Below are 11,889 nucleotides of genomic sequence, written 5' to 3' on the forward strand. Positions count from 1 at the left end.
CACCCGCAACACCGCGACGAAACACGAGGCGCCCGCCGGGAACACCCTCGTGGGCGCCTCACCTTGCCCCTTGACAAGAGGCCACTCCATATCAGTCCTCGTCGGCGAACGCCAGCTTCTTGCCCCGCCGCACGTACGGCAGCACCAGCGACACCACCGCCAGCACCAGGATGACCAGTGTCAACGGCCGCGTGACGATCGCGGTGAAGCTCCCGTCGGAGATCACCAGCGCCCGCCGCAGCTGGGTCTCGGTCATCGGACCGAGAATCACCCCGAGCACCACCGGCGCGATCGGGAAGCCGTACCGCCGCATGAAGTACCCGAGCACGCCGATGCCGTAGGCGAGGAAGACCTGCAACACGTTGCCGGACAACGAGTACACGCCCAGAGTCGCCAGCACGAGAATCCCGCTGTAGAGCACCGGGCGCGGCACTTCCAGGACCTTCACCCACACCTGGATCAACGGCAGGTTCAGCACGAGCAGCAGCACGTTGCCGACGAACAACGACGCGATCAGCGCCCACACCAGGTCAGAAGACGTCTGGAACAGCTGCGGACCGGGTTGCAGGTTGAAGATCTGGAACGCCGCCAGCATCACCGCCGCCGTCGCCGAGGTGGGCAGACCGAGCGTCAGCAACGGCACCAGCACACCGGAGAAGCTCGCGTTGTTCGCCGCCTCCGGCCCGGCGACACCCTCGATGGCGCCCTTGCCGAAGTCGTCGCGCCCCGCACGTTCGGCCCGCCGCTTCTCGAAGGTGTACGACAGGAATGTCGGCACCTCCGCACCACCGGCCGGCAGCGCACCGAACGGGAAGCCGATCGCCGCCCCGCGCAGCCACGGCCGCCACGAACGCCGCCAATCCTCACGCGACAGATAACCGGTGCGCAGCGGGGCTTTCTCCAACGGAGCGATCTCATCGGAACCGTTGCGCACGCGAGAAGCGGCGTACAGCACCTCGCCGATCGCGAACAACCCGACGATCACGATCGTGATGCCGATGCCCTCGGTCAGCACGGGTGCGCCGAACGTGAACCGCAGCTGCCCGCTCACCGAGTCCAGCCCGACCAGACCGAGGAAGAGCCCGAGCACCAACGAGATCAGGCCGCGCACCAGCGATGTGCCGAGCAATGCCGTCACCGACACCATCGCCAGCACGGCCAAGGCGAAGTAGTCGGCCGCCTGGAACTTCACCGCGAGCTCGCCGATCGGTTTCGCCACGAACGCCAGCAGCAGCGTCGAGATCACGCCGGCCACGAACGAGCCGATCGCCGCCGTCGCCAGCGCAGCGCGTGCCCGGCCCCGTTTGGCCATCTCGTGGCCTTCGATCGCGGTGGCGACCGACGCCGATTCTCCTGGCGTGTTCAGCAGAATCGACGTGGTCGACCCGCCGTACATGGCGCCGTAGTAGATGCCGGCGAACATGATGAACGCGCCGATCGGGTCGTCGAAGTTGAACGTGATCGGCAGCAGCAGCGCGATGGTGAGCGCGGGCCCGATCCCAGGCAGCACACCGACCAGGGTCCCGATCGTCACGCCGACCGCCGCGAACAACAGGTTCAGCGGCAGCAACACGGTGGCGAAGCCGTTCAGCAGGTCCATCACAGCGGCAGCACCCCACGCGGCAAGCGGATCGACAGCAGAGAGGTGAACCCGAGGTAGAGCGCGAGCGCCAGCAGCACACCGATCACAACGTCACGCAGGAGAGACCTCGAACCGAGGATTCGCGTGGTCAGCACGAACGACAGTGCCGTGGAAATGATGTATCCCAACGGAATCACGATGTACGCGTACCCGATGAGCGTGGCGATCAGGTACAGCGGCGTGCGGTCGAAACCCTCACCAGGCGCCGACGAACGCACGGTCTGCGCCACGTACACCGCCGCCAGCAGCACCCACGCAGTGCAGACGACGAGTGGCACGAGCCGCGGCCCGCTCACGCTCCAGTCGCCGCGGATCACCCAGACCTGGGTGAGCGCGACGACGCCGAGCGTGACGAGGACGAGCCCGAAAACCGGCTCACCGGAACGAAACCGCGTCACGAGAGGCCCAATTCCTTGACCAGCTGGCTGATCCGCATGGTCTCGTTCGCGATGAAGTTCCGCGCCTCGACGTCCTTCTTGTAGAAGTCGGTCCAGCCCTGCTTGGCCAGCGTCTCCTGCCACTTCGGCGAGCTGTGCAGCTTGTCCACCAGCGCGACGACAGCGGTGCGGTCGGCGTCGGAAAGCCCAGGCCCGGCGACGACACCACGCCAGTTCATCAGCTCGGCGTCATATCCGGCTTCCTTCAACGAAGGCGCGTCCGACGCACCCTTCGGTGAGGTCACCGCGAGCAGCCGCATCTGGCCGGCCTCGATGTTCGCCTTGAACTCGCTGACCCCGGCGACACCCGCCGTGACGTCACCGGAGAGCACGCCGGCCTTGGTCTCGCCGCCACCGGAGTAGCCGACGTACTGGATCTTCTTCACGTCCGCACCGGCGGCTTTGGCGAGCACGCCGACCACCAGGTGGTCGCTGCCGCCCGCCGAACCGCCGCCCCATTTCACCGAGGTCGGGTTGGCCTTGAAGTCGTCGACGAGCTGTTTGATGTTCTGGTACTTCGAGTCCGACCGCACCACGATCGCCTCGGCCTCGGCGGTCAGCGTCGCGATGGGCGTGGCCTGGGTGAGGTCGCTGCCGTTCTTGGCGCGTTCCGTGGCGCCGATCATCACCAGCCCGGTGACCATCCACTGGTGCGCGTCGCCCTGCCCCTTGCTGAGCAGCTGCGCGAGGCCGGTGGCTCCACCGGCGCCGACGACGTTCGTGACCTCGATCGCCTTGTCGTACAGCTTGTCGTCGCGTAGCGCGGCCTGCATTGCACGGGCGGTCAGGTCCCACCCGCCACCGGCCGCGGCCGGCGCCATGATCTCCAGGTTTCTGCTGGGGAACGCGGACCCGCCACCCGCGGCGGGGTCGGTGAACTGGCCGCAGGCGGACACGGCGACCACAGCGGTGACAGCGAGCGCTGATCTGAGCGACGGCCTCATTGCACGTCTTCCCTTCGATCCATCTAGTGGTACCTTTAAACCGCCTGGCGGTTTTCGGCGACTATAGGTCGCCCGTTCGGCGGTGGCAAGGTTCACAGGGAGGTGTCCGTGCTCCTCAGCGGAATTCGCGTGCTCGACCTCACGAACGTGCTGGCAGGACCGTTCGCGAGCTACCAGTTGGCGCTGTTCGGCGCCGACGTGATCAAGGTGGAGGCGCCGGGGACGGGCGACCTCGCCCGCCAGCTCGGCGCGGACCCCCGGCTCAACGACGCCCTGCTCGGCGCCTCGTTTCTCGCCCAGAACGGCGGCAAGCGCTCGGTGACGGTCGACCTCAAGTCCGACGAGGGCAGGCAGACGTTCCGCGAGCTGGTCGCCGAGGCCGACGTGGTGCTGGAGAACTACCGGCCGGGCGTCCTCGCCCGGCTCGGCTTCCCCTGGGAGACGCTGAAAGCCCTCAACCCGCGGCTGGTCTACTGCGCGATCTCCGGCTTCGGCAAGACCAGCCCCATGCGCGAGCGGCCCGCCTACGACCAGGTGATCCAGGGCATGGCCGGGATGATGAGCGTGACCGGCAAGCCGCAGGACGCGCCGCTGCGGGCGGGCTACCCGATCGCGGACACGATGGGCGGGCTCGCCGCGGCGTTCGGCGTGTGCGCGGCGCTCGTGCAGCGGGAACGCACCGGCGTGGGCTGCGAGCTCGACGTCTCGATGCTCGACACGGCGATCACCGCGCTGGGCTGGGCCGTGTCGAACTACCTCATCGCGGGCACGGAACCACCGCGGCGGGCAACGACAACATGACCTCCGCTCCGTCCGGCACGTTCCGCACCGCCGACGGCGAGCTGAACATCGCGGCGAACAAGCAGGAGCAGTTCGTCGCGCTGTGCCGGGCGCTCGGCCGGCTCGATCTGATCACCGACCTCCGGTTCGTCACCCGGGAGGACCGCAAGGCCAACCGCGAGGCGCTCCAGTCCGAGCTGGAAGCAAGCCTGCGCAAGGGATCCGCGCTGGAGTGGGAGGAACTGCTGGCCTCCGCCGGGGTTCCCGCGGCGCGCGTGCTGACCGTGCCCCAGGCGCTCGGCCTGGTGCCGGAGCTGATCCACAGCCTGCCGTTCCCCGGCGCGCCCGAACGGACGATTCACGTGCTGGGCAACGGAATCCGCGTCAACGGCCGCGCCGCGGCCCCCTGCTCGCCCCCACCACTGCTCGGCGAGCACAACGACGACATCCTCGAGGAGCGGCGATGACCACAGCGAGCGAATGGTGGCAGACCGCGCTGGTGCGCATCCAGCCCGGCGAGATCGCGTTGCGCGGCTACCCGATCGAGCAGCTGATCGGTGAAGTCACGTTCCCCCAGACCATCTGGCTCCTGCTGCGCGGTGAACTGCCGACTCCCGGCCAGGCGAAGCTGCTGGAGGCCGCGCTCGTCGCCGCCGTCGACCACGGCCCGCAGGCACCCTCGATCGCTGCCGCGCGGATGGCCGCGACGTGCGGCATCGGGCTGAACAGCGCCGTGGCCACCGGCGTGAACATGCTCGGCGACGTGCACGGAGGCGCGGGCCAGCAGGCGATGACGATGCTGCGCGACATCCGCGACAGCGGCCTGCCGTTGGCCGACGCGATCGCGGAGTACCGGCGGTGGCACCTCTTCCTGCCCGGCTTCGGGCATCGCTTCCACCCGCGCGACCCGCGGCGCGACCCGTTGCTGCGGCTGGTGGCCGAGGCCGTCGAGGACGAGGTGGTCTCCGGCGACTACCTGGTGATCGCGTTGGCGATCGAGAACGCGATCGCCCCGGTGCCGATGAACATCGACGGCGCCACCGCGGTGATCTACGCGGAGCTCGGCTTCGCGCCGGAGCTCGCCAGGGGCCTCTTCGTGCTGTCCCGCTCGGTCGGCATCCTGGCGCACGCCTGGGAAGAACAGCAGTCGGGCGCCCGCATCAAGGGCCCGATCCCGCGTCCGCTGCTGGCCGGCTACACGGGGCCGTCGCTGCGGAACCTAGACAACGGACGGCAGGCCCAGCTGTGAGATCTCCTGTGCTGCCCTGGCGAGCGCTTCGCGGAACGACGGCACGCGGTCCTCGGTGAAGCGGGTCGTCGGGCCGCCCAGCGCGAGTGCGGCCACGATCCGGCCTTGCGCGTCGACCACCGGCACGGCGGCACCGGACGCACCGGACTCGCGTTCCCCGTGGCTCACCGCCGAAGTTCTCCGTCTGCGCGGCGACGACCTCGGCTCGCAGTCCCGCTCCAGCACGGGCCACCATCGCGTCCAGCACGTCCGCGGGCGCGTCGCCCAGCAGGATCTTCGACGCCGCGCCCGCCCACAGAGGCATCTCCTCGCCGACCCGCACGACGTGCCGCAACGTCTGCGGACCTTCGGCCTGCGCCACGCACACGCGGGCAAACCCTTGGCGCACATAGAGATTCACCGTCTCCCGGTTCGCCGCGGCCAGGGCCTCCAGCACCGCCCGCACCTCGAACGGCAGCTCCCACGCCACCCGCGCCAACCGCGCCCACCTCAGCAGACCGGCGCCGACAGCGACCTGACCATCCGGGCGCTCCCACAGCATTCCCGCAGACGACAGGGTGGCGACCAGCCGCACCACGGTGGTCTTGGGCAGGCCCGACTCACGCGCGAGTTCCGCTACCGGCCACACCATCCGCCGCTCGGTGAAGTGAGCGAGGAGGTCGAGCGCTCGGGTCACACTGCGGACCGCACCATCTTCTGCCACCACTACACGGTACCGTCGAACCGTCAGGTGGAGCGACATAGAACCACTGGCCGGTCGGCACGCCCGCCGCACCGCAGTCCTGCAGCGTGTTGTCTGCGGTTGCCTTGGCGTTGGGCAGCCGTGCTGGTGCGCGGCCTAGCCGATCCCGAACCACCCACGCCTCGGGTACTCGGGGTGGACGACTTCGCCCTGCGTCGCCACGACTACGGCACGTTGCTGATCGACATCGAGGCCCGGCGACCTGTTGACGTGCTGACGGATCTGTGGGCGGTACGAGCGCGGGAGCGGCACGCCGCGTGGATCGGATCCGGGTCTGATCCCGCGGCGGTGACCACCACACCGTGTCGGCAGCGCGGATGGCGTGTGGTTCGCTCGTTGTCACCGCTCAGAGCGCTGCCGCGGACTCCGGAGTACCGGTGAGAAGGCTGAGTCGAGCTGCTGCACCGGCTCAGGACAGCGTGGGCGGCTGACGTCCGCTGCTCGCTGGTGCAGTGGGCCGGTGGTGTGGGTGAGTCGACGTCCGTCGCGTTCCGCAACAAGGGCGATGATCTCCGCGGCGATGGACACCGCCGTTTCCTCGGCCGTGCGTGCCCCGAGGTCGAGCCCGATCGGGGAGGAGAGGGCGTCCAGCTCGTGCTCGGTGGGCCCGGAGGTGCGCAACCGTGCCAGCCGGTCGTGGTGGGTGCGGCGTGAGCCCATGGCGCCGACGTAGCCGAGCCCGGCGCGCAGTGCGATCTCCAGCACGGGAACGTCGAACTTCGGGTCGTGGGTGAGGACGGCGACGACGGTCCGCCTGTCCACCCGTCCTGCCGCGAGTTCGGCGGTCAGGTACCGGTGCGGCCAGTCGACCACGACCTCGTGGGCTTCCGGGAACCGGGCCGTGGTGGCGAACACGGGCCGGGCGTCGCACACCGTCACGTGGTAACCGAGGAACGCTCCCCAGCCGTGCGGTCGCACGGGCGAAGTCGATCGCGCCGAACACCAGCATCCGAGGGGGTGGTTCGAAGGTGTTGACGAACACTGCCGTCCCTTGGTCGTCCGGCACCACGCCGTGGCGTCCGGCGGCCACGACGGCCTCCGTAGGTGTGGCAGGAGCGGAGAAGCCTCAGTTGTGCGCCTCCGGCGTCTTGAACGCAAGCTGGCCGGGTGATCCATCTCGGGTACTGCCAGGCGAAGGCGTGTTCTTGCGCCTTGAGTGAATGGACACCGAGGCCCAGTCCTGTCACGTGATGCTGCGCCACGAGCTCGGCATGGATCTGCGGCGTGACCTAGGCGCCCGCAGACTCATCGTGCACCTCGACGATCTTGTCGGCTCGCTACACCGCCTCGTCTTGCCGAAGCGTTCTTGTGAAGAGTCCTTGGTTGCCACGGTTCGGAGTGTTCAACTTGATACGTGCGTGCCGGGCGAGGCCGGCAGCGGCAGCCGTGCTGATGCCGAGACCGCCAACTGCAGGCGAGCCGAGGGAGAGCATCAATAAGCCGATTGCAGCAGCCAGCACCAGCAAGAGGAGAGACACGCGCGCGAACCTTGCCCAGCTGCCTTCTAACGCATTGGTGACGAGCAGGAAGGCTGGGCGCCAGCCGGGCGGATCCTGGCTGTCTGACCAACCTGGGAAGGCTGGTGTACTGGTGGGTGCTGGGCAATCGGGCTGCGGGGTGATGAACATGGAGACGGATGGGATGTGTCCGTCGCTGGTGGGGTAGCGGACCCGCCAGGCGTGCTTGCCAGTCCGTTCTGTCCAGGCCGTATCGCGCAGCTTCTGTGCCAAAGTCCATGCCGAGATGGCGTTACGGATGTGGAACCTGCGCCGCGAGTTGTGAGAGATTCGGCCGCGAACCTAGGCCTAAAGACGATCTTCTTCGATCCGGACGCGGATGCCCTACGCCGCTGCCGACCGGTTCTCTCCTCCGAGAGCTCGCAGCGGAGACGTGTTTGGGCAGCAAAGGTCGGGCGCTCTTCTCCGTGCACGTGACGCGAGGTCGGCTAGGTGATCTTCAGTGTCGCCAGCTCGGTGCCCCTGTCGCGTAGCCGGATTGGGAATGTTCCTGGCGTGGTCGCGGTGAACTGCAGTCGTGCGGAACCTCCGGAAAGCGTTGTGCTCAACTGCAAAGCCTCGATGATCACCTGGTCATCCACATCGGACAGCACCGTCAGGTCGACCACCGTTCCCTGCGTGAGCGCGGTGTTGCCGTTGATGCTGGTTTTGCCTGCGCGGTGGTCGATCTGGACGGCGGTCACCGGGCGCTGGTCGGGTGTGCTCGGACCGGATTGGTTCAGCGGTGCGGCGACCGTCTGCGTCACGGGTGGTGGGGCGGGCTCGTCGGAGGTGCAGCCAGTCGCGGCGAGGACAAGTGGGAGGGCGCAGGCCAGAAGTCGGAAGCGGAGCATGGTGCCTGGTTCCTCTCGACGGGCGTGGGGACGTCGATGATGCCTGATCGATACGCGTGGGTCTTGTGCTTTCGAACACAGGATGCTGGATGTTGACCAGCGCGTTTTGGTGGCTGAACATGTCGCGGACGATCTGAGCTTGGGGGTCTGCGATGTCTGGTCGGGCGATGGCGCCTGCGCGCCTGAGACACACCGCTGTGCGCGTGTTGGTGATCTTTCTGGTGATCGCTACGGTGTCGCGGCGTTGCCCGCGACGCCGCAGGCGTACGCGCAGGGACGGCCCGTCGGGGCGGTTCCCGAGCAGCCGGGCGGAACAGCGGACGGTCGTTCGCACCGGGCGTCCTCTGAGGACACAGATGCCACGAGGGATCGGCGTGAGGACGTGCGTGTGCCCCGGAAGCCGGCGGCGCAGCCGATGCCGAGGCAGCCGCGCACGGAGGTGAAGACCGGAGCTGCGCCGACGGTGGCGACGAACTCGTTCGACCCGAGGTTCAGCAAGGAGTTGGTCGGGGAGCGAGACGCGCGGACGAGGGTGTTCGCCAATCCGGACGGCACGAAGACGGCCCAGATCAGTGCGCAGCCCGAGTTCTTCCGCACGTCCGACGGCAAGTGGGAGCCGATCGACACCACCCTCGTCGACGACGGGAGCGTGGTGCGCAACAAGGCCGGCGCGATCGGGCATCGCTTCGCCAAGAAGGCCGACTCGACGGCGCTGGGCGAGTACCGAGTCAACGACGGCGTGTCGGTCGGCTTCGGGGTGGTGGGTGCCGCTCCCGTCGAAGGTAGCCGGGACGGCGCCTTGATCAACTACGCCGACGTTCGTGCCCATTCCGACGTCGAGCTTCAGTCCACCACGACGGGTATCAAGGAAACGATCGTCCTCAAGTCGAAGGACGCGCCCACGGAGTGGGATTTCCCCTTGGAACTCAAGGGTTTGACTGCCTCTCTCGACGAGAAGGGCGCGGTGCTGTTCAAGGACCGCGGCGGTCAGGTGAAGGCGCAGATCCCGCACGGCTTCATGGAGGACTCGGCCTTCCCTCAGGCGGGGACAGGTGCCTACTCCGCGGGCGTGAAGTACTCGCTGAACGAGCGGGACGGCAAGACGGTGCTGCAGGTCAGCATCGACAAGGCGTGGGTGAACGACCCCGCCCGCGTGTTCCCGATCAAGGTCGACCCGAGCGTCGAGGACCAGCAGGCCGACACGTCTACGTTCGTGCAGACCGGGTTCGTGACCTCACAGCACACGATGGCCGAGCTGCGGGCGGGCACATGGGACGGTGGTGGCAACAAGGCCGCGACTTACCTCAACTTCGGCAGCGTCTCGTCGCGTTTCGCCGGCCAGTACGTCCTGGGCGCGCAGTTGTGGCTGGCCAACATCCACTCGTTCTCGTGCGGTGCCCGGGACGTGAACGTCTACCAGGTCACGCAGCCGTGGTCGGCGAACGGGATCGCGGGCTTTCCCGGTCCCGGTTATGGCGCGCTGGTGGGATCGTCGAGCTTCTCCTACGCCTACAGCTACCCTGGCAGCACCTGCCCCGACCCGCAGTGGGCAGGCATCACGCTCAACCAGGCGGGCCGGGATCTCGTGCACTCGTGGGTGCACGGTGGCGCGAACTACGGCCTGACCGTCCGCACGTCGGAGTCCGACAGCTACGCGTGGAAGAAGTTCGCCAGCCGCAACAGCGCGAACCCGCCCAAGCTCGCGGTGACCTACAGCCCGTACTGGGCCACCTACCAGATCCCGCAGGGCATGACGACACCGATATCGTCCACACAGGACGGTGTCATGCCGGTGACGGTCACCAACTGGGGCAAGGACGTCTGGACGTCGTCCAACAACTACCAGCTGACCTACCACCTCTACGACGGCAACGGCGTCGAGCAGTCGCAGAGCATGACCTACCACGTGGCTATGCCGCACAACGTCGGCTACGGGCAGTCCGCCACGATCAACATGCCGATCAAGAAACTACCGCCGGGCAACTGGACCATCCGGTTCGACATGGATCTGTACGGCACAACGATGTTCGCCTGGCAGGGCGTCCCGACCTCGGGCACGGTCGCGATCACGATCGGCGACCAGTACCCGATCATCGACGCGATGTCCCCAACACCGGGCACCGCAGCCGACTCGCTCACCCCCGTGCTGCGCTTCCAGGGCCACGACCCGGACAACTACCCGTCGACCGGCACAGCGGGCCGTTTCTGGGTCACCGACGAGAACGACGTGCAGGTCGCCGACTCGAACTGGGTCGGTGACGGGCAGAGCACCGGCTTCGGCGGCGAGGTCAGTTGGCAGGTGCCCGCCGGCGCGCTCAAGTGGGGCAAGACCTACAAGTGGTCAGCCAGCATCGGCAGCTGGGGCAACAGCGGCCCGGTGGTCCCCGCCGGCACGTTCACGACGGTGATTCGCCAGCCTGCCGTGCTCAGTCACGCCGGTGCCGCGGCGATCGAGGCCGGTCGCGGCTTCGACCCGGCGACCCGAAACTACACCTCCGAGGCCACCGACGCCGTGGTGAAGACCGTGGGGCCAGACCTGTCGGTGGTCCGCACGTACAACAGCGTCGACTCCCGCAGGAACCTTGCGTTCGGCATGGGCTGGTCATCGCGTTACGACGCGGCTGTCGCGGTGGACGGCGACGGCAGTGGCAACGTGGTGGTCACCTACCCGGACGGTCAGCAGGTGCGGTTCGGCAAGAACAGCGACGGCACGTACGCTCCGCCGCCGGGCCGGTTCGCGACGCTGACCTCGCAGGCGGGCGGGTGGAAGCTGATCGACAAGTCCGCCACGTCCTACATCTTCGACAGTGCCGGCAAGCTGACGTCGCTCACCGATGGGTTCGGGCGTGCCGTGACGCTCACCTACACCCAGGGCAAGCTGGCTTCTGCGACCAACGCCCAGGGCGGGCGCAGCCTGAGCTTCCAGTGGACCGGCAACCACGTCACGTCGGTCAGCACCGACCCGACCGGTGGCACGGGAACTCAGCTGACGTGGACGTACACCTACGACGGCGACCACCTCACGAAGGTGTGCGACCCCACTAACGCGTGCACCGATTACGCGTACAACCCCGCGTCCAACTACCGGGCCGACGTTCTCGGCAACGCGACGGACTATCTCCTGCTCGACGACGCTGGCTCGGGCACGACAGCGGCCAACCAGAAGAGCGGACGCCCCGGCGCGACCTACACGAACGTCACGTCGTCCACTGATAATCCCTTCGGTCCCGGAGGGACGAGCACGGCCGTGTTCAACGGCACCAGCTCGGTCGTCACCAGCACCGGCGCCCCGCTTTCGTTGACTGGTTCCACCAACTACAACCTGCGGATCAGCGCCTGGTTCAAGACGACCACTGGCGGTGGTGTGCTGATCGGCAACTCCACGGGGTCTTTCGGAGCGGCCAATCCGCAGAACGTGTTCCCGGTCGTGTACGTCGGCACGGACGGCAGGTTGCGCGACAGCCTGGGCTCCGTCTCGCAGAACCCGGTGACCGACGGCAACTGGCACCACGTCGACCTGGTGCTCAAGCCGTTTGACGACAACCGCGCGTGGTTCTTCCTCGACGGTCAAATGGTCGGCGAGCCGTCCAACGCCTTCACCCCCGGTGTCACCACGAATCTGTCCATCGGCGCCGGCCCCTCGAAGTGGAGTTGCCCCCGGATGCCGGACACCTTGAGTCCTGACAGCGGTGCTGTTGGGCGAGAGGATGTTTGTTATGGCTCGTCCGTCGAAGTATCCGGAGTC

General features: G+C 67.8%; 9 protein-coding genes and 3 pseudogenes. 4 read left to right on the forward strand and 8 right to left on the reverse strand.

The window, feature by feature from the left end; translation table 11 throughout:
- Positions 1-91: 91 nt before the first annotated feature.
- Genes FXN61_RS40695 through FXN61_RS40705 form a run of 3 tightly spaced genes read right to left on the reverse strand, consistent with a single transcriptional unit; the run spans position 92 to position 3,023 of the window.
- Positions 92-1,600, reverse strand: coding sequence for a tripartite tricarboxylate transporter permease (locus FXN61_RS40695; protein ID WP_167979214.1), 1,509 nt, complete (start codon positions 1,598-1,600; stop codon positions 92-94).
- A complete protein-coding gene (locus FXN61_RS40700) occupies positions 1,600-2,040 on the reverse strand; it encodes a tripartite tricarboxylate transporter TctB family protein (protein WP_167979209.1) in 441 nt (146 codons plus the stop codon). The genes FXN61_RS40695 and FXN61_RS40700 overlap by 1 nt, the downstream gene beginning before the upstream one ends.
- The gene (locus FXN61_RS40705) at positions 2,037-3,023 is read right to left on the reverse strand and encodes a tripartite tricarboxylate transporter substrate binding protein (RefSeq protein ID WP_167979210.1); all 987 of its coding nucleotides are present in this window, start codon (positions 3,021-3,023) and stop codon (positions 2,037-2,039) included. The genes FXN61_RS40700 and FXN61_RS40705 overlap by 4 nt, the downstream gene beginning before the upstream one ends.
- A gap of 147 nt (positions 3,024-3,170) precedes the next feature.
- Here FXN61_RS40705 and FXN61_RS56730 point away from each other — a divergent pair.
- Both FXN61_RS56730 and FXN61_RS40715 read left to right on the forward strand, forming a co-directional pair.
- A pseudogene (locus FXN61_RS56730) lies at positions 3,171-4,270 on the forward strand (CaiB/BaiF CoA transferase family protein).
- Positions 4,267-5,052, forward strand: a complete 786-nt coding sequence (locus FXN61_RS40715; RefSeq protein WP_167979211.1) for a citryl-CoA lyase — start codon at positions 4,267-4,269, stop codon at positions 5,050-5,052. The pseudogene FXN61_RS56730 and the gene FXN61_RS40715 overlap by 4 nt, the downstream one beginning before the upstream one ends.
- Here FXN61_RS40715 and FXN61_RS55970 read toward each other — a convergent pair.
- Together FXN61_RS55970 and FXN61_RS57030 are read right to left on the reverse strand one after the other, a co-directional pair.
- Complete coding sequence (locus FXN61_RS55970; RefSeq protein WP_312878385.1) at positions 5,023-5,220, reverse strand: IclR family transcriptional regulator domain-containing protein; 198 nt, start codon at positions 5,218-5,220, stop codon at positions 5,023-5,025. The two genes, FXN61_RS40715 and FXN61_RS55970, sit on opposite strands and share 30 nt — an antisense overlap.
- A 118-nt stretch (positions 5,221-5,338) precedes the next feature.
- A pseudogene (locus FXN61_RS57030) lies at positions 5,339-5,794 on the reverse strand (helix-turn-helix domain-containing protein); the annotation flags it as partial.
- Between the two features lie 135 nt (positions 5,795-5,929).
- Here FXN61_RS57030 and FXN61_RS56735 point away from each other — a divergent pair.
- Entirely contained in the window at positions 5,930-6,175 is a 246-nt protein-coding gene (locus tag FXN61_RS56735) for a hypothetical protein (RefSeq protein WP_188136024.1), read from the forward strand.
- Between the two features lie 66 nt (positions 6,176-6,241).
- Here the strand turns inward: FXN61_RS56735 and FXN61_RS40730 are convergent.
- The 3 genes and pseudogenes from FXN61_RS40730 to FXN61_RS40740 form a co-directional block, all read right to left on the reverse strand.
- Positions 6,242-6,827: pseudogene (locus tag FXN61_RS40730) on the reverse strand (XdhC family protein); the annotation flags it as partial.
- Between the two features lie 244 nt (positions 6,828-7,071).
- Positions 7,072-7,524: a hypothetical protein gene (locus tag FXN61_RS40735; protein WP_167979212.1), complete on the reverse strand. Its 453-nt coding sequence runs from the start codon at positions 7,522-7,524 to the stop codon at positions 7,072-7,074.
- A 215-nt stretch (positions 7,525-7,739) separates the two neighbouring features.
- Positions 7,740-7,994: a hypothetical protein gene (locus FXN61_RS40740; protein ID WP_167979213.1), complete on the reverse strand. Its 255-nt coding sequence runs from the start codon at positions 7,992-7,994 to the stop codon at positions 7,740-7,742.
- Positions 7,995-8,532: 538 nt separating this feature from the next.
- On the opposite strand from FXN61_RS40740, the gene FXN61_RS55980 reads away from it, so the two are divergent.
- Positions 8,533-11,889, forward strand: a 3,357-nt coding sequence (locus tag FXN61_RS55980; RefSeq protein WP_223165816.1) for a DUF6531 domain-containing protein, incomplete at its 3' end; no start/stop codon positions are given.

This window comes from Lentzea indica (assembly GCF_012184385.1).
Lineage (GTDB): Bacteria > Actinomycetota > Actinomycetes > Mycobacteriales > Pseudonocardiaceae > Lentzea > Lentzea indica.